The 21739-nt window shown below is 63.7% G+C and carries 23 protein-coding genes and 1 tRNA gene; 11 read left to right on the top strand and 13 right to left on the bottom strand.

The window, feature by feature from the left end; translation table 11 throughout:
- Positions 1–27: 27 nt before the first annotated feature.
- Together ccmB and ccmA are read right to left on the bottom strand one after the other, a co-directional pair.
- Complete coding sequence (ccmB, locus tag CXR43_RS07235) at positions 28–684, bottom strand: heme exporter protein CcmB (protein ID WP_103333353.1); 657 nt, start codon at positions 682–684, stop codon at positions 28–30.
- On the bottom strand, positions 681–1301 hold the full coding sequence (gene ccmA, locus CXR43_RS07230) for a heme ABC exporter ATP-binding protein CcmA (RefSeq protein ID WP_103333352.1): 621 nt from the start codon (positions 1299–1301) through the stop codon (positions 681–683). The genes ccmB and ccmA overlap by 4 nt, the downstream gene beginning before the upstream one ends.
- A gap of 114 nt (positions 1302–1415) precedes the next feature.
- Here ccmA and CXR43_RS07225 point away from each other — a divergent pair, with 114 nt between their 5' ends.
- Positions 1416–2414 (top strand): aldo/keto reductase, encoded by a 999-nt coding sequence (locus CXR43_RS07225; RefSeq protein ID WP_103333351.1) that lies wholly within the window; start codon positions 1416–1418, stop codon positions 2412–2414.
- A 53-nt stretch (positions 2415–2467) separates the two neighbouring features.
- On the opposite strand, the gene CXR43_RS07220 is transcribed toward CXR43_RS07225, so the two are convergent.
- Complete coding sequence (locus tag CXR43_RS07220; protein WP_103334087.1) at positions 2468–3079, bottom strand: lytic transglycosylase domain-containing protein; 612 nt, start codon at positions 3077–3079, stop codon at positions 2468–2470.
- Positions 3080–3337: 258 nt separating this feature from the next.
- Between CXR43_RS07220 and ssb the strand changes: the two genes are divergently transcribed.
- Positions 3338–3859: a single-stranded DNA-binding protein gene (gene ssb / locus CXR43_RS07215; RefSeq protein WP_103334086.1), complete on the top strand. Its 522-nt coding sequence runs from the start codon at positions 3338–3340 to the stop codon at positions 3857–3859.
- 176 nt (positions 3860–4035) lie between these two features.
- Here the strand turns inward: ssb and CXR43_RS07210 are convergent, their stop codons facing one another.
- The 3 genes from CXR43_RS07210 to fabD form a co-directional block, all read right to left on the bottom strand.
- On the bottom strand, positions 4036–4269 hold the full coding sequence (locus CXR43_RS07210; protein WP_013067402.1) for an acyl carrier protein: 234 nt from the start codon (positions 4267–4269) through the stop codon (positions 4036–4038).
- Between the two features lie 184 nt (positions 4270–4453).
- Entirely contained in the window at positions 4454–5191 is a 738-nt protein-coding gene (fabG, locus tag CXR43_RS07205; protein ID WP_103333350.1) for a 3-oxoacyl-[acyl-carrier-protein] reductase, read from the bottom strand.
- Between the two features lie 87 nt (positions 5192–5278).
- The gene (gene fabD, locus CXR43_RS07200; protein WP_103333349.1) at positions 5279–6208 is read right to left on the bottom strand and encodes an ACP S-malonyltransferase; all 930 of its coding nucleotides are present in this window, start codon (positions 6206–6208) and stop codon (positions 5279–5281) included.
- 182 nt (positions 6209–6390) lie between these two features.
- Here fabD and CXR43_RS07195 point away from each other — a divergent pair, with 182 nt between their 5' ends.
- Positions 6391–7584 carry a cytochrome b/b6 domain-containing protein gene (locus tag CXR43_RS07195; RefSeq protein ID WP_103333348.1) on the top strand — a complete coding sequence of 398 codons (1194 nt, stop codon included), beginning with the start codon at positions 6391–6393 and terminating at the stop codon, positions 7582–7584.
- 66 nt (positions 7585–7650) lie between these two features.
- Here CXR43_RS07195 and CXR43_RS07190 read toward each other — a convergent pair whose 3' ends face one another.
- Positions 7651–8226, bottom strand: coding sequence for a YceI family protein (locus CXR43_RS07190; RefSeq protein ID WP_103333347.1), 576 nt, complete (start codon positions 8224–8226; stop codon positions 7651–7653).
- Positions 8227–8535: 309 nt separating this feature from the next.
- On the opposite strand from CXR43_RS07190, the gene rpsF reads away from it, so the two are divergent.
- The 4 genes from rpsF (at position 8536) to CXR43_RS07170 (ending at position 10712) form a co-directional block, all read left to right on the top strand.
- Positions 8536–9024, top strand: a complete 489-nt coding sequence (gene rpsF, locus CXR43_RS07185; protein WP_103333346.1) for a 30S ribosomal protein S6 — start codon at positions 8536–8538, stop codon at positions 9022–9024.
- Between the two features lie 29 nt (positions 9025–9053).
- A complete protein-coding gene (gene rpsR / locus CXR43_RS07180; protein ID WP_100198517.1) occupies positions 9054–9281 on the top strand; it encodes a 30S ribosomal protein S18 in 228 nt (75 codons plus the stop codon).
- A gap of 10 nt (positions 9282–9291) precedes the next feature.
- Complete coding sequence (gene rplI / locus CXR43_RS07175; protein WP_103333345.1) at positions 9292–9861, top strand: 50S ribosomal protein L9; 570 nt, start codon at positions 9292–9294, stop codon at positions 9859–9861.
- A 278-nt stretch (positions 9862–10139) separates the two neighbouring features.
- On the top strand, positions 10140–10712 hold the full coding sequence (locus tag CXR43_RS07170; RefSeq protein WP_246831302.1) for a CHAP domain-containing protein: 573 nt from the start codon (positions 10140–10142) through the stop codon (positions 10710–10712).
- A gap of 9 nt (positions 10713–10721) precedes the next feature.
- On the opposite strand, the gene CXR43_RS07165 is transcribed toward CXR43_RS07170, so the two are convergent.
- The 3 genes from CXR43_RS07165 to CXR43_RS07155 form a co-directional block, all read right to left on the bottom strand.
- Positions 10722–11468: a hypothetical protein gene (locus CXR43_RS07165; RefSeq protein ID WP_146036491.1), complete on the bottom strand. Its 747-nt coding sequence runs from the start codon at positions 11466–11468 to the stop codon at positions 10722–10724.
- 72 nt (positions 11469–11540) lie between these two features.
- Positions 11541–12875, bottom strand: a complete 1335-nt coding sequence (tig, locus tag CXR43_RS07160; protein WP_103333343.1) for a trigger factor — start codon at positions 12873–12875, stop codon at positions 11541–11543.
- Positions 12876–13040: 165 nt separating this feature from the next.
- Positions 13041–13125 (bottom strand) — tRNA-Leu (locus CXR43_RS07155).
- A 199-nt stretch (positions 13126–13324) separates the two neighbouring features.
- Between CXR43_RS07155 and CXR43_RS07150 the strand changes: the two genes are divergently transcribed.
- Entirely contained in the window at positions 13325–13828 is a 504-nt protein-coding gene (locus tag CXR43_RS07150; RefSeq protein WP_168219773.1) for a Hint domain-containing protein, read from the top strand.
- A gap of 61 nt (positions 13829–13889) precedes the next feature.
- Here the strand turns inward: CXR43_RS07150 and CXR43_RS07145 are convergent, their stop codons facing one another.
- Positions 13890–15503: an NAD(P)H-hydrate dehydratase gene (locus tag CXR43_RS07145; protein ID WP_103334084.1), complete on the bottom strand. Its 1614-nt coding sequence runs from the start codon at positions 15501–15503 to the stop codon at positions 13890–13892.
- A 183-nt stretch (positions 15504–15686) separates the two neighbouring features.
- Here CXR43_RS07145 and CXR43_RS07140 point away from each other — a divergent pair, with 183 nt between their 5' ends.
- Positions 15687–16025, top strand: coding sequence for a P-II family nitrogen regulator (locus tag CXR43_RS07140; RefSeq protein ID WP_103333341.1), 339 nt, complete (start codon positions 15687–15689; stop codon positions 16023–16025).
- Positions 16026–16094: 69 nt separating this feature from the next.
- A complete protein-coding gene (gene glnA, locus CXR43_RS07135) occupies positions 16095–17504 on the top strand; it encodes a type I glutamate--ammonia ligase (RefSeq protein ID WP_103334083.1) in 1410 nt (469 codons plus the stop codon).
- A 74-nt stretch (positions 17505–17578) separates the two neighbouring features.
- Here glnA and CXR43_RS07130 read toward each other — a convergent pair whose 3' ends face one another.
- Positions 17579–18370: a heme-dependent oxidative N-demethylase family protein gene (locus tag CXR43_RS07130; RefSeq protein ID WP_103333340.1), complete on the bottom strand. Its 792-nt coding sequence runs from the start codon at positions 18368–18370 to the stop codon at positions 17579–17581.
- A 46-nt stretch (positions 18371–18416) separates the two neighbouring features.
- Entirely contained in the window at positions 18417–19631 is a 1215-nt protein-coding gene (locus CXR43_RS07125) for an aminotransferase-like domain-containing protein (protein WP_103333339.1), read from the bottom strand.
- Positions 19632–19884: 253 nt separating this feature from the next.
- Here CXR43_RS07125 and ctaD point away from each other — a divergent pair, with 253 nt between their 5' ends.
- Positions 19885–21555: a cytochrome c oxidase subunit I gene (ctaD, locus tag CXR43_RS07120; RefSeq protein WP_103333338.1), complete on the top strand. Its 1671-nt coding sequence runs from the start codon at positions 19885–19887 to the stop codon at positions 21553–21555.
- The last annotated feature ends 184 nt before the right edge of the window (positions 21556–21739 follow it).

The raw sequence follows: 21739 nt of genomic DNA, 5'->3' as shown, positions 1-21739 counted from the left end.
CGTCTCAAGTCACACTCCTGTCAAAGCTCAGCGCAGATTGACGCGCAGCGCCGCCGCCGCCGCAAAGGGCAAGAACGCCACCGCCCCCGCCGTGATGCCGGCCAGCAGCAAAAGCGGCACCTGCACCTCTGCCCCCGTCGCCCCGCGCTTCACCACTTCCGCGCCAAAGATCAGCGTCGGCACATACAGCGGCAGCACCAGCAGCGACACCAGCAGCCCACCGCGCTTGACCCCCACCGTCAAGGCTGCGCCAAAGGCCCCGATCACCGACAGCGCGGGCGTGCCCGCCGCCAGGCTGACCACCAGCCAAAGATAGCCCTGTCCGGCCAGGTTCAACAGCACCCCCAGCACCGGGGCCGCAACCGTCAACGGCAGGCCCGTCACCAGCCAATGCGCAAAAGCCTTGACCGCGACCACGCCCTCCAGCGGAATGGGCGAGGTCGCAAGCAAATCCAGTGACCCATCCTCAAAATCCAGCGCAAAAATCCGGTCGAGGGATAACAGGCAGGCCAGCAGCGCCCCCACCCACAGGATACCCGGGGCGATCTTGGCCAGTGTCGCAGGCTCTGGCCCCACACCCAAGGGCACCAGCACCGCCACCAGCAGGAAAAACGCCAGCCCCAGACCAAAGCCCCCCCCGGCGCGAAACGCCAGCCGCAGATCGCGGAGCAGCAGCGCCATCATGCGAAGGCCTCGTCAAACCCGTCGGACAGCGCCGCCACCCGCGCCTTGAACGGAGTCAGGTCCAGCACCTGCGCCTCATCCAACCCCAGATCGATATGGGTGGCAATCAGCACCATGCCACCCCCGGCCAGATGCGCCCGCACCACGCCGGCAAACAAGGCCACGCTCGCGGCGTCCAGCGACACCGTCGGCTCGTCCAGCACCCAGATGGCGCGCCCGGTCACCAACAGCCGCGCCAACCCCAGCCGCCGCTTTTGCCCCGCCGACAGGTTGGCCGCCCGCCGCGCGCGCAGGTCCGACAGGTTCATCTGCGCCATCGCATCAGCCACGCCGCCAACCCCATGGATCGCGGCCCAGAACTGCAGGTTTTCCTCAACCGTCAGCACCGCTTTCAACCCATCGGCATGCGCGGCATAGGTGAGGCTTTCCGGCGGCACGCTGATCGTGCCCGAAACGGCGGGCTGCAACCCGGCCAGCGTGCGCAGCAGCGTGGTCTTGCCCACGCCGTTCGGGCCGCGCAAGACCAGCGCCTGCCCGGGGGCAAGCGTGAAACTCACCCCCTCCAGCACCGTCAGCCCGCCGCGCGCCACCGCCAGAGTGTCTACCACCAGATCCATGGCCCCAGCCCTATCCCAAGCCATCCCGCGCGAAAAGACCCCGTGAAAGTCCTGCGGCACCATGGCAATCCTGCCCAGGCGCGCATAGTTTGGCGCAAAGAACAGGAGACACCCATGCAGACCCGCCCCTTTGGCCGCACCGGCAGCACCACCACCCCCATCGGCTTTGGCGCCTGGGCCATCGGCGGCACCTGGGGCGAGGTGAGCTGGGAGGATGCCAAAGCCACCCTCAACGCCGCCCTTGATGCCGGGATGACGTTCATAGACACCGCCGATGTCTATGGCGACGGCCGCAGTGAACGGATCATCGCCGAGGTGCTGGCCGAACGCGCCAAAGCCGGTCATGGCGAACGCCCCTTTGTCGCCACCAAGACCGGGCGCCGCCTCGATCCGCATGTTGCGGCAGGCTACACCGGTGCCAATATCGAATCTTTCATCGACCGCAGCCTGAAAAACCTGAATGTCGAGTGTCTCGACCTCGTGCAACTGCATTGCCCGCCCACCCCGGTCTATTCCGACCCGGCGATGTTCGACGCGCTGGATGCGATCAAGGCCAAGGGCAAGATTGCGCAATACGGTGTCTCTGTCGAGACGGTGGAAGAAGCCCGCACCGCCATCCGGCACCCCGGCGTGGTTTCGGTGCAGATCATCTACAACATGTTCCGCATGAAACCCGCCGACACCTTCTTTGCCGAGGCGCGCGCGAAAGGCGTGGCGGTCATCGCCCGCGTCCCGCTCGCCTCTGGCCTTCTGACCGGCAAGATGAGCGTGGACAGCCAATTCGCCGCCGATGACCACCGCGCCTTCAACCGCAACGGTGAGGCGTTCGACAAGGGCGAGACCTTCAGCGGCGTGCCCTTCGATGTGGCGCTGGAGGCGGTGGAGGCGCTGCGCGAGGTGGTGCCCCAAGGCACCCCGATGGCCGCCTTCGCGCTGCGCTGGATCTTGATGGAACAGGCCGTCACCGTGGTGATTCCGGGCGCAAAGACTCCGGCACAGGCGCAGGCCAATGCTGCCGCCGCCGATCTGCCCGGGCTGACCGATGCGCAGATGCAGGCCACGCGGGATGTCTACACCCGGCTGATCGCCCCCCATGTCGCACATCTGTGGTAAAGCAAAAGGGCGGCGCTGATGCGCCGCCCCTGTTATCCCTTTGAAGACCGGGTCTAGCCCAGAATCGCCTTCACATAATTCACCGTCTCGGGATAAGGCGGAATGCCATTGTGCTTTTCCACCGCCCCCGGCCCGGCGTTATAGGCGGCAAGCGCCAGCCGCCAGCTGCCGAACTTGGCATACATCATCTTCAGATACCGCGCCCCGCCCTCAAGGTTCTGGTGCGGATCGTTGATATCCACCCCCAGCTTCTGCGCCGTGCCCGGCATCAGCTGCGCCAGCCCCGTGGCCCCCTTGTGCGACACCGCACTGGGGTTCCAGCCCGACTCCTGCTGCACCAGCCGCAGGAACAGGTCTTCGGGAATTCCGTGGCGGCTGGCCATGCTGCGCGCCACCGCGAGATATTCCCCCTTGTACCGGCCCGCATAGCGCGGCGCGGTGGTGGCCTCTGCCGCCCCGGCCTTGCCCTTTGGCGTCAGCCGCACCGACGCCTCATATTGCTTGGACAACCGCCCATCGAGCAGTTTTTTCTGCGAATTGAACAGCGACGCCCGGTTCTTGGACGATCCCGACAGGGTAAGCCCTTCTGCCTGTCCCACGGCAGGGGCAATGCCGCACAGGGCAAGGGCAAGGGTGGCAGACAGAACCGTGGCGGTCAGCTTCATGAACTCATTCCGGGTTGCCTCAGACCCCGCGACTATAGGCATATTTTCGCGCCAATCCAGTGCCGACATGCCCTGTCCGGCCCGGTCTCCGGCATAGGCGGCTTTTTGCTGCCCGCTTTCGCCGTGCAAACCCCGCCTGCACATTGCAGCCCCGCCCTCCGGCGGTTATAGATTTTTCCTTAACCAAGACCGGGGATGCTCCGGTTCATCAAGGCCCCCGCAGCACAGCGCCGGGGCAAGACAACAGCGGAGGATCGCATGGCAGGCTCGGTCAACAAGGTCATCATCGTCGGCAATCTGGGCCGCGACCCCGAGGTGCGCAGTTTTGCCAATGGCGGCAAGGTGGTCAACCTGCGCATCGCCACCTCGGAAACCTGGCGCGACAAGCAGACGGGGGAAAAGAAGGAACGCACCGAATGGCATTCGGTCGCCATCTTCAATGAGGGGCTGGCCAAGATTGCCGAGCAATATCTGCGCAAAGGCAGCACGGTCTATATCGAAGGCCAGTTGGAAACCCGCAAATGGCAAGATCAGTCCGGGGCCGACCGCTACACCACCGAAATCGTGCTGCGCCAATACCGGGGTGAGATGACGCTGCTGGGCGGCCGTGGCGAAGGTGGCTCCGGCGGGGGCGGTGGCCAGGGCGGCTATGATGACCGCGGCGGCTATGATGATTACGGCAGCGGCCCGTCAGGCGGCAGCTCGGGCGGGGGGGCACGCCGCGGTGACCGCGCGCCATCCGGCGGACGGTCCGATCTCGACGATGAAATCCCGTTCTGATCAGACGCTCAGCGCGGCGCAAGGCCCCGGTCCACAGGACACGGGGCCTTTTTCATGCCGGCACGGTCTGACCACCCGGCAAGCGCCGGCACGGCGGCCCCGGCCCTTTCCCCCGCCCAAACGAAAAAGGCACCCGCAAAGGGGTGCCCGTTCCGTATCCGTGCCCGATCTGAAGATCAGGCGGCTTCGGTGATGAACTTCACAGCATCGCCAAAGGTCTGGATGGTTTCGGCGGCGTCATCGGGGATCTCGATCCCGAATTCTTCCTCGAACGCCATGACCAGTTCGACAGTGTCGAGCGAGTCCGCGCCCAGATCGTCGATGAAAGAGGCGGTCTCGGTGACCTTGTCCTCTTCGACGCCCAGATGCTCAACGACGATCTTCTTCACGCGGTCAGCGATGTCGCTCATGTCACTTCCTCTATATCAAGCGGGAGGCTTTCCCGTCTCTTGTCCTTACCCCTTGCGGGGCGATTCCATCGCAACGGGGCGACGACACCGGCACCGCCAGTGATTTCCAGCGCGCCTATAGCAAGGGCCGCCGCTTTAGGCAAACGCTTTCACAAAACCGTGCCCGGCCACAGGCGCAAGCGTTTCATATCATGGCCATTCCGCCATTCACATGCAAGACGGCACCGGTGACATATCCGGCCTCCGGCGATGCCAGATACAACACAGCCGCCGCAATCTCGGCGGGGGTGCCCATCCGTCCGGCGGGCACCCCGCCCAGAATCGCCCCGCGCTGCGCCTCGGTCAGCTTTTCGGTCATCGCAGTTTCGATGAACCCGGGCGCCACGCAGTTCACCGTGAGTCCCCGGCTGGCCACTTCCGCGGCAAGCGACTTCGACATGCCCACCATCCCGGCCTTCGAGGCGGCATAGTTGACCTGGCCCGCGTTGCCGGTGGTGCCGACCACCGAACTGATGTTCACAATCCGTCCCCAACGCGCCTTCATCATGCCGCGCAGAGCGGCCCGGCACAGCCGGAAAGTGGCGGTCAGGTTCACGTCAACCACCGACTGCCAATCGTCGTCCGACATCCGCATCATCAGCCCGTCCCGGGTGATCCCGGCATTGTTGACCAGCACATCCACCGATCCCATCGCCTCGACCGCGCGCTTCACCAGCCCCTCGACCTCGCCTGCGTCCGACAGGTTGCAGGCCAGCACATGGGCCCGCTCTCCCAGCTCCGCCGCAAGCGCCTCCAGCGGCTCCAGCCGCGTGCCAGACAGCGCCACCCTGGCCCCTGCCCCATGCAGCACCCGCGCAATCTCTGCCCCTATTCCGCCCGACGCGCCCGTCACCAAAGCCGTCTTCCCGGTCAGATCAAACATGACCCTGCCCCTTCTTATCTGTTCAAAAATATCCTCGGGGGGTCCGGGGGGCAGACAGCCCCCCGGGGTCAGCCCCAAGCGCAGCCCTCAGCCCTTCAGCGCCAGCACATCGCCGGGCGCGCCAATCGCCCGCACCTCGGCCCCCGGCACAATCCGCTTGATCATGCCCGACAGCGCCTTGCCAGCCCCGATTTCCCAAAATTCCGTCACCCCGGCCCGTTCCATCCACTGCATGCTCTCGCGCCACCGCACGGCCCCCGTCACCTGCGCGATCAAGAGGTCGCGGAACCGGTCAGGTTCTTCAACCGCCTCGGCCCGCACATTCACCACCACCGGGCAGACCGGTTTGCTGATCACCACGGCCGCAAAGGCCTCGGCCATCACATGGGCGGCGGGGGCCATCAGCGCACAGTGGAACGGGGCCGACACCGGCAACAGCAGGGCGCGCTTTGCCCCGTGGGCCTTGGCCAGCACCATCGCACGGTCCACCGCGTCCTTGTGGCCGGAAATCACCACCTGTGCCGGATCATTGTCATTGGCCGCCTGACAGACCTCGTCGCCTGCGGCCTCTGCGGCAATCGCCACCACCGTCTCGAAGTCCAGCCCCAGAATGGCCGCCATCGCGCCCACGCCCACCGGCACCGCGTCCTGCATCGCCACACCCCGGATGCGCAAGAGCCGCGCCGTGTCAGACACGGTCAGCGCCCCCGCCGCACACAGCGCCGAATATTCGCCCAAGCTGTGCCCGGCCACGAAATCGGCTTGGTCGATGCCAAAGCCTTCGGCCTCCATTGCGCGCAAGGCAGCAATGGATGTGGCCATCAATGCGGGCTGGGCATTCTGCGTCAGGGTCAGATCGGCGATGTCACCGTTCCAGATCAGCGCGGACAGGGCCTCGCCCAAAGCGTCATCCACCTCGTCGAACACGGCCCTTGCGGCCGGATAGGCGTCGGCAAGGGCCTTTCCCATGCCGATGGTTTGGGCCCCCTGACCCGGAAATACGAATGCGCGGCCCATGGTGCCTCCCGTCTGATGTCTGCCTCCAGATACCGCGCCACTGGCCCCAGCGCAATCACCGCGCCCGAAGCGCGGGTTTTGCACAGCATTTGTGCGGCACCACAGGCTGCGCTCGCCGGATGAAACGGGTAGCGTGCCGGCATAATGCGGCCCGGTGCCGCCCCCCCAGACCGGAGACCTCCATGTCCGCCCGCAACACGCCGCGCTCTTACGGACGCATTGCCCGCCTGTTCCACTGGGCCACCGCTGCCCTGATCCTGAGTGCCATTCCGCTCGGTCTGGTCGCAAACCGCCTGCCCTATGACACGGCAGAGCAGCTTGCGCTCAAGGCGCAGGTGTTCTCGCTGCACAAGACCCTTGGCGTCCTTGTGTTCTTTGTGGCGCTTGGCCGCATCCTGTGGACACTGTTTGAAACCCACCCGGTGCCGCTGCACCCCGAGCGGCGGCTGGAGCTGTGGCTGGCCCGTCTGGTGCATTGGATGCTCTATATCTCCCTTGTTGCCGTACCGCTGACCGGTTGGGTGCATCACGCCGCCGTCACCGGTTTTGCGCCGATCTGGTGGCCCTTTGGTCAGGGCCTGCCCTTCGTGCCGCAATCCGAGGCGGTCGCCGCCACCGCCGGGGCCGCGCATTGGGTGTTCACCAAGCTGATGATCGTCTCGATCCTGCTGCATGTCGCCGGTGCGCTCAAACACCATGTGCTGGACCGCGACGATACGCTGCGCCGGATGACGCGCGGCATCACTGCGCCCGCCACGCCCATCCCCGCGCGCCGGTCTGCCCTGCCACTGGTCACGGCGGTCGCGCTGTTCGGGCTCGGCGCTGCCGTTGCCGCCCTGCCACGTGGCGAGCCGGTGACGCAAAGCCTTGCCACTGCCACAGCCCCCGCCACGGAGGGCAACTGGCAGGTGACCGAGGGCACGCTGGGTTTCACCGTCAGCCAGATGGGCCAGCAGGTCAGCGGCAGCTTTGCCAGCTGGAGCGCCGACATCCGCTTTGACGAGGTCGCCACCAACGGCAGCCACGGGTCTGTCACCGTCACCATCGACACCGGGTCATTGACCCTTGGCTCGGTCACCACCCAGGCCAAATCCGCCGATTTCTTTGATGTGACCGCCTTCCCGCAGGCCATTTTCACCGCCGATATCCTGCCCGCCGCGACGGGGTATGAGGCCAGCGGCACCCTTGCCCTGCGCGGTGCAACCGTGCCGGTCACCCTGCCCTTTACCCTGACCATCGACGGCGACACCGCGACGATGAGCGGACAAGCCCAGCTTGACCGCCGCGACTTCGGCATGGGGGCCACCTATACCGATGAGGCTTCGGTCGGCTTTGGCGTCACCGTCGATGTGGCGCTGACCGCCACACGCCAATAGACGCGCCAATGCAAAAAGGCCGCCGGATCGCTCCGGCGGCCTCTTCTGTTCCCTGAACCGGAAAGCTTATTCGGCCTTCATGGCTTCCAGCGAAATCTGGATCTGCACTTCATCGCTGACGAAAGGCGCGAAGGCACCTACGTTGAAGTCCGACCGCAGCACCGTGGTGGTGGCCGAGAACCCGGCCCATGGTTTGTTTTCCATCGGATGATCGCCAACCTGATTGAGCACCGCATCCAGAACGACCGGCTTGGTCACACCGTTCAGCGTCAGGTCGCCGGTGATCAGCGCCGTGGTCTCGCCGGTGACTTCGATGCCGGTCGAGGCAAAGCTGACCATTTCATCATCGGCGGCATCAAAGAAATCGGCCGACATGAAATGCTCGAAGCGCGCTTCCCAGCCGGTCAGCATCGAGCGCACCGGGAAAGACACGGTGACCGAGGAATTTGCAGGCTCGGCCTGATCAAAATTGATCTCGCCTTCATAGCCCGAGAACATGCCATAGCCTGTGGAAAACCCAAGGTGGTTGTAGCTGAAGATGATCTGGGCATGGCTGGCATCAACCGTGTATTTCTCGGCTTGCGCAAAGGCAGGGGCGGCAGCAAGCGCTGCAATCAGGGCAACGGGGGCAAAACGGGTCATCAAAACTCTCCGGTCAGGCGGGTCACCATGACCCGCGATACGGCACTGACTCTGCCCTACCCGCAACATCCGCACAATTCACGGCCTGCGAACAAAACCTGCGCGCAATCGCACATGACGCCTGCCGCTGGCGCAGGGGCATCAGCGCACAGATCCCTGCGCGTCTCTGCGCTTGCATCCGGGCGCGCGATCTGTATAACGCACCATCCTTTCCGCATCCCCTTTCATGGCGATGCCTCTCGTGACCCGGCCGCGGAAAGGCCAAATGCCGTTGGTCTTTGAAGCCGCCCGAGACGAAAAGGACGATACATGCCTTTGTATGAGCATGTCTTTATTGCGCGTCAGGATCTTTCCAACACGCAGGCCGAAGGCCTTGTCGAACATTTCACCGCAGTGCTTTCGGACAACGGCGGCAAAGTCGTTGAATCGGAATACTGGGGCGTCAAGACGATGGCCTACAAGATCAACAAGAACCGCAAGGGCCATTACGCCTTTCTGAAATCGGATGCGCCTCCGGCCGCCGTGCAGGAAATGGAACGTCTGATGCGCCTGCATGATGACGTGATGCGCGTGCTGACCATCAAGGTCGATGCGCATGGCGAAGGCCCATCGGTGCAGATGCAAAAGCGTGATGACCGTGACGGCGACCGTGGCGAACGCCGCGAGCGTCCTGCCTTCGGTGGCGGCGACCGTCCTGACCGCGGTGGTGACCGTGGCGGCTTCGGTGGCGACCGTGGCGGTGAGCGCTCGGGCGGCTTTGGTGGCGACCGCGGTGCAGACCGCGGCCCGCGTCGTTGATCAACAGCCTCAGGAAAGGACCATAAACCATGGCGAACAAACCATTTTTCCGCCGCCGCAAGGTTTGCCCCTTCTCGGGCGACAATGCACCGGCGATCGACTACAAAGACACCCGTCTGCTGCAGCGCTACATCTCGGAACGCGGCAAGATCGTGCCATCGCGCATCACCGCCGTTTCGGCCATCAAGCAGCGTGAGCTGGCCCGTGCGATCAAGCGCGCCCGCTTCCTCGCCCTGCTGCCCTATGCTGTGAAGTGAGGATAAACCGATGCAAGTGATCCTTCTTCAGCGCGTGGCCAAGCTGGGCCAGATGGGCGAAGTCGTCAACGTCAAGGACGGCTATGCCCGCAACTTCCTGCTGCCGCAGGGCAAGGCGCTGCGCGCCAATGATGGCAACATCAAATCCTTCGAGGCCAAAAAGGCCCAGTTGGAAGCGCAGAACCTCGAAACCAAGAAAGAGGCCGAATCCGTCGCAGCATCGCTCGATGGTCAGACCTTCGTCATCATCCGCTCGGCCTCTGATTCGGGCGCGCTCTACGGCTCCGTCACCACCCGTGACGCCGCCGAAGTGGCAACCGAAGGTGGGTTCACCGTGAACCGTGGTCAGGTTGTCCTCGACAAGCCGATCAAGGATCTGGGCATTCACTCGGTGTCGGTGGTTCTGCACCCCGAAGTCACCGTGCGGATCAACCTGAACGTCGCGCGCTCGGCCGAAGAAGCCGAACTGCAGGCTTCGGGCAAGTCGATCCAGGCTCTGGCAGCGGAAGCCGAAGCCGCTGCCGATTTCGAGATCGCCGAACTGTTCGACGATCTGGGCGGCGCTGCTCAGGAAGACTGAGCCTTTCCAAATCTGGTCCGGTCTTCCGGGCCACAGGCCGCGCAGATCACTCTGCGCGGCCTTTTTCGTGGCGGCACCCCCTGTCGCAAGCCTTGCCCGGGGTCTGCATGATGCGGCGATTTATCCTGTGAGGCGCACAGGTTACGCACCACAGTTCCCACATCACCTCAACCCACCACGCCCACCGGCGGGTTTTCGCCAGTGCCGATCACACGGTCTTTCAACCTGTGAAACATCCGTTACAACTCGCTGCGACACAACCATGGGGATGGTTCACAGTGACACTGACAAAGCTGACGCAGGGCATTGCCCGGACGACACTCCTTTGCGCCAGTCTTGCGCTGCTCACCGCCTGCGGTGATACGCTGACCAAGTCATCCATGGGGGGCCCGGCCCCCGCCACGCTGAACCCGGAGCTTCAGGCCAAGGCCATCGCCGAGGTGCGTGAAAAGCAGGCCAAAGGCGCGCGTGTCTGGTGCGTGCCCTTCGCCCGCACGGCCTCAGGCGTTGACCTGCGCGGCAATGCCGGCACCTGGTGGACCGCCGCCAAAGGCATCTACCAGCGCGGCAAAGAGCCGGAAGCCGGGGCTGTCATGGTTTTTGCGCCGCATTCCAGCAGCCGTCTGGGCCATGTCGCCGTGGTGTCCGAAGTGGTGTCGGACCGCGAGGTGCTGATCGACCACGCCAACTGGACGCGCAACAAGGTGTCGCTGAAAATGCCGGTGGTCGATGTGTCGGCCAATAACGATTGGTCCAAGATCAAGGTTGAAGGCACGCCGGGCGTGCTGGGCAATGCCCGCCCGATGCTGGGCTTTGTCTATCCGCGCAAGGTCGACGCCGCAGCAGGCTGAGCCAAAGGCTCACCCCAGATCGCCGAACCGCGCGCGCAGGGCCGCGACATGCGCCGTAAGATCCGGCACTTGTGCCCATTGCCGGAGCAGATCGCCCCAGCGCAGCGGCACGAACACCACATCATCCCCCGCAACCGCCGCGCCAAAGCGTGCAATCTCGTCGCGGTGCTGTGCCTTGGCGGCCGGACTGACCGGCTTGCCCGACGCCCAGAGCGCGGGTTCGGCATAAAGATAGACCAGCACTGCCCCCAACGCGCGTTTCGTCGCCCGCGTGCGGATGCCATAGGCGTGCTTGACCAGCTGAACCGCATCCAGACTGCGGAAATCCGCGGTGCCGGCAATCAGCGCCTGCGCCAGTGCCGTATAGCGCGCCATGTTCGGCCCCCAGACCGGACGGTCATAGACATCGGAAAACCCGGTCTGTTTGGCGGGGCGAAACGGCTCGTATCGCTTGCTTTCCACCCCGACCAGCGTGGTGTGGGTCACAATGCCCACATCCAGCCAGGGATGCCGCCCGCCCGACCAGGGAAAGCGCATCTCGACCTCCAGATCCACCGCTTCCACCGCCCCCGCAGGCACGCCGGGCAAGGGCGGCAGGGCGGTCGGCCGCTCCAGAAACCAGCCAAAGGCATTGGCCACCAGCGCCGCGGACGACTCCGCCGAGTCAAACTTGCCCGAGCGCAGCTCATTGCCCGGCGCACGCGTCAGCGCCTCCAGCACGCGGGATTCGGGCAGGTCTGGCAGGAACGTCGGCATGGTCACCCCCATCGGCATGTGAAAAGGGCCGCGCCCGACAGGCACGGCCCAGATTTTCACAGGAAACCTGTGTCAGATCTCGTCGAGCGCATCGATCGCCTTTTGCAGATCATCCTTGCCGACTTCTTTCTCGGTCACGGTCGCCTGTGCCACGATGTGGTCAACAACCTTGTCCTCGAACAGGGGCGCGCGCAGTTGCTGTTGCATCTGCGGGTTTTTCTGGACGAATTCGAAGAACTGACGTTCCTGCCCCGGATACTGGCGGGCAGCGTTCAGCACGGCTTGGGTCATTTCGGCATCGGTGACGGTGATTTCAGCCTTGCGACCGATTTCGGCCAGCAAAAGGCCCAGACGCACCCGGCGTTCCGCCAAGGATTTGTGCTCGTCGGTCGGCTCGATGGCATCATGGTTGTGGCCCTGTACCTCAGGGTTTTCCTCATGCCACAGCTGATGCGCGATCTGGTTGGCCTCTGCCTCGACCAGGGCCACCGGCAGGTCGAATTTCACCAGACCGTCCAGTTGATCCAGCAAGGACCGCTTCAGGATGGCGCGGCTGGCGCCTTGGTATTCCACGCCCAGACGTTCGGCGATCTGGGTTTTCAGACCGGCCAGATCTTCGGCCCCGTATTTCTTGGCCAGCTCGTCATCCAGCTCGGCTGCCTTCGGCTCTTTGACAGCCTTCACGGTGCATTCGAACACCGCAGCCTTGCCCGCCAGATGGGCCGCGCCGTATTCGGCCGGGAAGGTCACGTCGACCTTCAGCTCGTCACCAACCTTGGCTCCGACCAGCTGTGCCTCGAACCCCGGGATGAAGGAGTTGGAGCCCAGCACCAGCGGATAATCCTCTGCCGTGCCGCCCTCGAAATAATCGCCGTCAACCGAGCCTTTGAAGTCGATGGTGATCTGGTCGCCATCCTTGGCCTTGGCACCCTTCTTGCGGTCGTCAAACGACTGCGCGGTGGCGGCAAGGTTCTTCAGCGCTTCGTCAACCGAGGCGTCGTCGGCCTTCACCACCAGACGCTCCAGCGTGATCTTGCTGGCATCCAGCTCTGGAATCGGCGGCAGGCAGTCATAGGTCATCTCGACCACAACATCCTTGCCCTCGGACCATTCGTCGCCGCCCTTCATCTGTACGGCAGGCTGCAGCGCCGGACGGTCGCCGGTTTTCTCGAAATGATCCTTCATCGCGCCGTCAATGGCGTCCTGCATCGCATCGCCCATCAGGCGCGGGCCAAACTGCTTGCGCAGGATCGCCATCGGCACCTTGCCCTTGCGAAAGCCCTTCATTTCGATCTCGGGCTGCGCCTCGACCAGTTTTTCCTGAACCTTGGCTTCCAGTTCGGCAGCGGTCACGGTGATCGTATAGCCGCGCTTCAGCCCTTCGTTCAGGGTCTCGGTGACTTGCATATTTTCCCCATATCGGTTGGGCCGCCAGAAGGGCGGCAGTCAAACTTTCCCGCTTCCCATATTTATCAAGCCGCGCGCATGCAAGCCCGAATGGCGGCTTTGCGCCCGAAACTTCGGCATTCCGGGGAAATACAGCCTGAAGGACAGCGACGGCCCCATGGGGTCTGGTGCGGGTGGAGGGACTTGAACCCCCACGCCTCGCGGCGCCAGAACCTAAATCTGGTGCGTCTGCCAATTTCGCCACACCCGCATCGGCGGGCTGTCTAGCAAAGCCCGGCGCCGGTTGCGAGGGCAAAAGTGCCCGCCTGCGGGCTTTCCAGCGCGGTTCGGCCTGCCCAAGCGCATCATTCCCGCCACGCTTGTCTGAAATTGTTAACGGTTTGAGGCCGATTGCCTCGTCCCTGCCGTGATCTTGCCATATTCAGAGACAAAAACGAGGCAGTGACATGATGGCAGCGGAGATCCCGATGGCAGAGCTTTCCTTTGGCCCCAGCGCCGGTTCGGTAGAGGCCGGGACCAGACTGCCCGTCTGCGGTGTGAGTGCCGGCACGATCATCCTCACGCTGTCGGGTGCCACTCCGATCGAATTCATCGCGCCCGGGGACCGGGTCATCACCCGCGCCGGGGCCCGCACCGTGACCGGCGTGGAAATCGCCGTTGTCAAAGACGCCCGCGTCATCCGCATTTCCGCCGGTGTGCTGGGCAAGGATCGGCCAGAGGCTGATCTGACCGTCCCGCCAACCCAGCCGCTGGTGATCCGCGACTGGCGGGCGCGCGCGCTGACCGGGGCAGATCAGGCGGTCATGGCCGCCGGGCGTCTGGTCGATGGCGATTACATCCGCGCTGAAACCGTGGCCGAAGCACGTCTGGTCACCCTGCGCTTTGCCGAGCCACAGGTGATCTATGCCGGTGGGCTGGAACTGGCCTGTGACCCGGGCATTTCCGGCACCTGAGCGGGCAGACACCTCCGACGGCGGACGGTCCCGGCGCGGTCTGTTCAGACCCTGACCATGATTACAGCCCCAATGCGCGGAACACCTTGGGCAGTTCCTCCGGCAGATCCTCGGCAATCAGCCCGGGGCCAAAGCTGCGTGCGCACGCGACATGCAGCCATGCCGCGGTACAGGCCGCCTCGAACGGCGCAAAGCCACGCGCCAGCAGCCCACAGATGAAGCCCGCCAGCACATCCCCTGCCCCCGCCGTCGCCAGCCAGGGGGCCGCCCGGTCATAGACCGCAGCATTCACCGCACAGCGCCCGTCCGGGGCCGCGATCACCGTATCCGCCCCTTTGAACAGCACCACGCAGCCGGCGCGCGCCGCCGCCTCGCGCGTCGCATCCGGTTTGGAATAGGCCGGGCCCCTTTGCGCTGGTGCCGCCAGCCGTGCCGCGATGTCTGGAAACAGCCGTGCAAATTCTCCGGCATGCGGGGTCAGCACGCATTGTGCCTGCAACGCGCCAAACAGCTGCGAATCGCGCGCGATCAGCGTCAGCGCATCCGCGTCCAGCACCAGGGCCCGGCGGCGGGCACCCCGCCCGGCCTCGGCACCCGCTGGCACAGAAGGCGGGGCAGACAGCTCGAGCGCCATGGCAAGCAGCCCCGCCTCACGCGGGCCCATCCCCATCGCGGGCCCCAGACACAGGCTGTTGATCCGCCCATCCTCCAGCACCGCCGCCAGAGCGGGCGCATCCGCCATCGGCCGCAGCATCACTGCCTCCAGCCGCGCCGCATGTTCGGCCAGCGTCTCCGGCGCACAGCCAACCGTCACCACACCCGCGCCGATCCTGAGCGCGCCCCGTGCCGCCAAGCGGGCGGCCCCGCCATGACCGGAGGGCCCAGAAATAATCAAGGCATGGCCATGAGAGTATTTGTGTCCGCCATCCTTTCCGAGCATCAATGACGGGGTGCCAACCAATGTTGTCCGCGGCTTGCCAGCGTCGTCAGCGGCGGCTTCCAGCCCGATGTCCACCACCCGAAGCCTGCGCGCCTTTGGGGCATCCTCGGCCAGATAATGCCCGGTCTTTGCACGGTGAAAGGTGACTGTCAGATCCGGGGGCAGCAGCAGCGGCAGCGGTACGGTGCCCGCCCCGGCTTCGGTCAGCACGCGACCGCTGTCCGCGCAAAGGCCAGAGCCGATGTCGACAGCCACCCGCCTTGCGCCCGCAAGACGCCTGTCGCAGAGCGCCGACACCGCCGCAGTGATCCGCGCATCGACCGCGCGCGACACTCCGGTGCCAAACAGGGCATCGATGCACAGGTCAAACTGACCGGTGCCAGACGCGCTGTCACACCCCAGCCCTCTGACCTCACCAACCTCGGACCAGCGCGCATGAGCCGACCGCGCCTCCGAAGGCAGCCGCTCCACGTCGCCATAGAAAAACACCTCCACCGCCCAGCCGCGTTCCCGCAACAGCCGCGCCACCACAAACCCGTCGCCGCCATTGTTCCCCGGCCCGCACAGCACCACAGCCCGGTGTGGACCGGCCGCCAGCTCCGGCCATTCCGCCAGCACCGCCGCGACCACGCCCGCCCCGGCGCGCTCCATCAGCTCCAGCCCAGTGACCGCGCCAGAGGCGATTGCCGCCGCCTCAACGGCGCGCATTTGTGCAGATGTCAGGAGTTCAGTCATCATGCCGCCCAAACCGTTCTTAAATGACCCATTATTTCATCATATTGCACAAAATTTAATCACAGCCTGGAGATTTCAGCGCTTCCCCGCATCGCTTAAACCTTAGTCAATTGTCCCGGCCCGCTGGAAATGATCGAACAGCACTGAACACAGAATGACGACGAAGATCTGGGGGAGTCGGCCATGAAGAAGATCGAGGCGATCATCAAGCCTTTCAAGCTCGATGAGGTCAAGGAAGCCCTGCAAGAAGCCGGCATTCAGGGCCTTTCCGTTACGGAAGTCAAAGGCTTCGGCCGTCAGAAGGGCCATACCGAGCTGTATCGTGGCGCCGAATATGTCGTGGATTTCCTGCCAAAGGTTAAAATCGAGGTCATCCTGACCGATGACATGGTTGACGCTGCCGTGGCCGCCATTGTCGCCGCCGCCCGCACCGACAAGATCGGCGACGGCAAGATCTTTGTCAGCTCGGTCGAACAGGCGATCCGTATCCGCACCGGCGAGACCGGCGACGACGCGGTCTGACGCCATTTCCGAACATCAGGCCGGCAACGGCCTGCACTGTAAAACACCCAAAAACCGAAAGGCAGCATGATGAGCGCTATTCAGAAAGCTCTGAAACTGATGAAGGATGAAGAGGTCGAATACGTCGACATCCGCTTCACCGACGTCAAAGGCAAGCTCCAGCACGTGACGCTGGTGAACGATCTGGTGGATGAAGACTTCTTTGAGGAAGGTTTCATGTTTGACGGATCATCCATCGCGGGCTGGAAGTCGATTGACCAGTCCGACATGAAACTGATCCCAGACGCGTCCTCGGTCTATATCGACCCGTTCTATGCGGAAAAAACCATGTGCGTGCATTGCACCGTGGTTGAACCCGACACCGGCGAATCCTATAGCCGCGACCCGCGCGGCACCGCGCTCAAGGCCGAAGCCTATCTGAAGTCCTCGGGCATCGGCGACGCATTCTATTGCGGCCCGGAAGCGGAATTCTTCCTGTTCGACGACGTGCGCTATTCGGTCACGCCGCAGAAAGTGTCGTTCCAGATCGACGCCGAAGCCGCTGCCTGGAACACCGACACCGAAATGGAAGGCGGCAACCTTGCCCACCGCGCGGCCCACAAGGGTGGCTACTTCCCGGTGAACCCTGTGGATGAGGCACAGGACATCCGCGGCGAAATGCTGTCCACCATGAAGCGCATGGGCATCAAGGTTGACAAGCACCACCACGAGGTTGCGACCTGCCAGCACGAGTTGGGGATGATCTTCGGCGGTCTGACCGAGCAGGCCGACAACATCCAGAAATACAAATATGTCATCCACAACGTGGCGGCAGCCTACGGCAAGACCGTGACCTTCATGCCGAAACCGATGAAGGGTGACAACGGGTCGGGCATGCATGTGAACATGTCGATCTGGAAAGACGGCAAGCCCCTGTTTGCCGGCGACAAATATGCCGATCTGTCTCAGGAGGCGCTGTATTTCATCGGCGGCATCCTCAAGCACGCCAAGGCATTGAATGCGCTGACCAACCCGTCCACCAACTCTTACAAGCGCCTGATCCCGGGCTTTGAGGCACCGGTTCTGCGCGCGTATTCCGCCCGCAACCGCTCGGGCTGCGTTCGTATTCCGTGGACGGAATCGCCGAAGGCCAAGCGCGTTGAGGCCCGTTTCCCCGATCCGGCAGCCAACCCCTATCTGGCCTTTGCCGCCCTGCTGATGGCCGGTCTTGACGGCATCAACAACAAGATCGATCCGGGCCCGGCGTCCGACAAAGACCTGTACGATCTGCCGCCCGAAGAACTGGCAGCGATCCCCACCGTCTGCGGCAGCCTGCGCGAAGCGCTGGAAGAGCTGGAAAAGGACATGGATTTCCTGTTGGCCGGTGACGTGTTCACCCGCGACCAGCTGGAAGGCTACATGGCGCTGAAATGGGAAGAGGTCTATGCCTATGAGCATACGCCGCACCCGATCGAATACGCGATGTACTATTCCTGCTGATCCTTTGACCTGATGTCAAAAGCCGCCCTTCGGGGCGGCTTTTTTCTTTTTGGGCAAGAGCTTGAGGCGCAATCCTAAAGCGCCCTGTGAATGGGATGCTCCGCCAGTGCCGCCGTCTGGTCCGGCGTCAGATCCTCCCGCCGCACCAGATAGGTATGGATAGAAAACAGCACCGCCCGGCTGACCGGCAGGCGGATCAGGCATTGCCGTTCCGACCGGATATAAGGCATGTCGCCCTGCGCGACCGTGTCCTTGGGCGCATCCTCGCGCAGCGGGTTGAAGAGTGGCGCGCGGGAATGATGCGCATTGGCCCGCCACAGCGGTGTTTCCACCCGCACCGCATCCATCAGGCGCTGCACCCGTTTTGCCATATCCTCGGTATAGCTGGCCACCGGCCTGTGCATCCGCAACAAGGGCCGCCCCAGCTTTTCGGCCAGCGCCCACCCGGCCGGAAAGCACAACACCGCCGCCGACAGCATGTGCTCACCGTCGCCGTGCTCCTGCATCAGGCACAGGTCCTCCTGCAGCAGGCACCCCAGCGTCTGCAACGGGCGTGCCGGGTCCAGCGGCACCCGCACGCCATCGGGCCGCGTTACCGACCGGCTGTCGCGCACAAAGCCTTCGGGCAACCGATCAAGCGTGAATTCATACATCTCTTCAACGGCCTGCGCGGCACTGCTCAGCTGCGCGATCACCTCTGCCGGGCGCGTGGCGATCAGCTGGTCGCGCAACGGCATCTGTCCGGCATAAGCCGCATCCACCCGCAGCCAATCTGCCATATCCAGCGGCAGGATACCGGGCAGCCGCCGCGTCCGCGCATCAGCCCAGGGCGCGAAGGGCAAGGAGGGTTGCAAAACCTCGGTCATCTTGGCGCCTCCCGACCCCCCGCCGCATCACCCGATATGGCCAGGGTCAGCCCATCTGACGGCTGATCAGCGCGCCAAGCCGACGGATGCCTTCGTCAATCGCCACCTCATCCGCGCGCGAAAAGCTCAGGCGGATGGTGTTGCCGCCAGACCCGTCGGCAAAGAAAGCCCGCCCCGGCACGAAGGCCACACGCTCGGTTTCCAGCGAGCGGGCCAGCAATTCGGCTCCATCCATGCCCGGCGGCAGCGTAATCCAGACGAACATGCCCCCTTCGGGCCGGGTCCACTCCACCCCCGCAGGCATTTCGCGCGCAAGTGCCGCCAGCATGTGGTCGCGCCTTGCGCGGTACACATCACGCAGCCCCGCCACATGGCTGTCGAACGACCGCGCCGCAACTTCGGCAATCGCCATCTGGTTCAGCGTGCTGGAATGCAGATCCGCCGCCTGTTTCATCAGCACCAGCCGCCCGATCACCGGGCTGGCCGCACAGACCCAGCCGACGCGCAGCCCCGGCGCAAGTGTCTTGGAGAACGAGCCGCAATAGATCGTCCGGCAGTCCTCGATCGTCCCCTTGCGGGCGATTTCCAGCGCAAGGATCGGCGGCACCGGATCACCGTCAAAACGCAGCGCCTGATAGGCCGCATCCTCGACAATGGCGCAGCCCAGATCATCGGCCAGATCCAGCACGCGTTCGCGATCGGCGCGCGCAATTGTCTCGCCGGTCGGATTGGCGAAATCGACCGACAGATAGGCAAACTTCACCCGCCCGCCGGACTCGGCGGCCTTGGCGGCAAAGGCTTCGGCCCCCCGGTTGTCACGCGGGTCCAGCCGGTCATAGACCGGCTCATAGGCATTGAAGGCCCCAAGCGCGCCCATATAGGTGGGCCAGTTCACCAGCACGGTATCGGCTGGCCCGATCATCAGCTTGCCCAGATAATCCAGCGCCTGCTGCGAGCCGGAGGTGATCAGAATATTCTCGGGCCCGCAGGGAATGCCCAAACCCGTCATATGTGCCGCCAGCCAGTCGCGCAGCGGCAGATAGCCCTCGCTGACCGAATATTGCAGCGCGGTATCGGCCCGGCCCGGGGCCAGCGCTTCGGTCAGCGCCGCCTGAAACGCCGCAACCGGAAACAGCGCAGGGTCAGGGATGCCGCCGGCAAAAGAGATGATGTCCGGCTGATCCAGCAGCTTGAGCAGTTCGCGGATTTCCGAAGCCTTCATCCGCCCCATGCGCGGTGCCAGAACCTGTTCCCATTGCATTGCACTTCCCCCCGGCCCAAAGCAGGCCAAACGCCGCCATCCTTGGGCGCACCCTGCCGCGCTGCCGGAGGCAAGTCAATAATGCTGACCAATGCCCGATCCGGCGGCGAGTAAGCCCTGCCTGCCTGCGACACTACAACTTGATCCAAATCAATTTCCCCCGTTGCCGCGACCGGCACGGAAAGCTATTACCAAGGTTGAATGTCCGACTCCGCAGCCGGTCAAACGCACTTAACAAATACGGGAGACGCCAATGGCGGACGCAGCCATCCATGGCAACGACCATGATCAGCGCGGGTTCTTCACCCGCTGGTTCATGTCGACCAACCACAAAGACATCGGGATTCTTTATCTGTTCACCGGCGGCATCGTCGGTCTGATCTCGGTCATCTTCACCGTCTACATGCGGATGGAGCTGATGAATCCCGGCGTGCAATATATGTGCGCCGAAGGCGCGCGGCTGATTGCCACGACCACAGACCAATGTTCGCCCAACGGGCATTTGTGGAACGTGCTGATCACGGCGCATGGCATCCTGATGATGTTCTTTGTCGTGATCCCGGCCCTGTTCGGCGGGTTTGGCAACTATTTCATGCCGTTGCAGATCGGCGCGCCGGATATGGCCTTTCCGCGTCTGAACAACCTCAGCTACTGGCTCTTCGTGGCCGGTACGGCGCTTGCCGTGGCCTCGGTGTTCTCGCCGGGGGGCAACGGGCAGATGGGTTCGGGCGTCGGCTGGGTTCTGTATCCACCGCTGTCCACCAATGAGGGCGGCTATTCGATGGACCTTGCGATATTCGCGGTCCACCTGTCTGGGGCCTCGTCGATCCTGGGCGCGATCAACATCATCACCACCTTCCTGAACATGCGCGCGCCGGGCATGACCATGCACAAGGTGCCGCTGTTCGCCTGGTCGATCTTTGTGACCGCCTGGCTGATCCTGCTGGCGCTGCCTGTTCTGGCCGGTGCCATCACCATGTTGCTGACCGATCGTAACTTCGGCACCACCTTCTTCCAGCCCGAAGGCGGCGGCGACCCGATCCTGTACCAGCACATCCTGTGGTTCTTTGGTCACCCCGAGGTGTATATCATCGTGCTGCCGGCCTTCGGCATCATCAGCCAGGTCATCGCCACCTTCTCGCGCAAGCCGATCTTCGGTTATCTGCCGATGGTCTATGCCATGGTTGCCATCGGCGTGCTGGGCTTTGTCGTCTGGGCGCACCACATGTACACCGTGGGCATGTCGCTGACCCAGCAGTCCTACTTTATGCTGGCCACCATGGTGATCGCGGTGCCGACCGGCATCAAGATCTTCAGCTGGATCGCCACCATGTGGGGCGGCTCGATCGAGTTCAAGACGCCGATGCTCTGGGCCTTCGGCTTCCTGTTCCTGTTCACCGTGGGCGGCGTGACCGGCATCGTGCTGTCACAGGCCGCCGTCGACCGCGCCTATCACGACACCTATTACGTTGTGGCACACTTCCACTATGTGATGAGTCTGGGCGCCGTGTTCGGCATCTTTGCGGGCATCTATTACTGGTTCGGCAAGATGTCGGGCCGGGAATACCCGGAATGGGCTGGCAAGCTGCACTTCTGGGCGATGTTCATCGGTGCCAACCTGACCTTCTTCCCCCAGCACTTCCTGGGCCGTCAGGGCATGCCACGCCGCTACATCGACTATCCTGAGGCTTTTGCCTACTGGAACTATGTCTCGTCGATCGGTGCTTTCCTGTCCTTTGCCTCTTTCGTGTTCTTCATCGGCATGATCTTCTGGGCGATGAAATTCGGCAAGCGGATCACCCAGAACAACTACTGGAACGAATATGCCGACACGCTGGAATGGACGCTGACCTCGCCGCCGCCAGAACACACGTTCGAGCAGCTGCCCAAGCGGGAAGACTGGGACAAGGGCCACGCCCACTGAATGGCCTGAAGTAAACCCGGGTCCGGCCATAGCGCCACCATAGAATTGCCATAGTCAGGCCCCGGGGAAACGCGGGGCCTGATTTGTTTCCAAAAGGCGCATAAATATCTGCATTTCTTCACTATTTCTAATTTTTGATAAGTGTTAGCCAATTGAGGCGATCCCCCGCCCCCCATAGTATCGA

It is taken from the genome of Pseudotabrizicola formosa (assembly GCF_002900965.1).
Classification (GTDB): domain Bacteria; phylum Pseudomonadota; class Alphaproteobacteria; order Rhodobacterales; family Rhodobacteraceae; genus Pseudotabrizicola; species Pseudotabrizicola formosa.
This window is presented reverse-complemented; position numbering and strand designations above follow the sequence as displayed.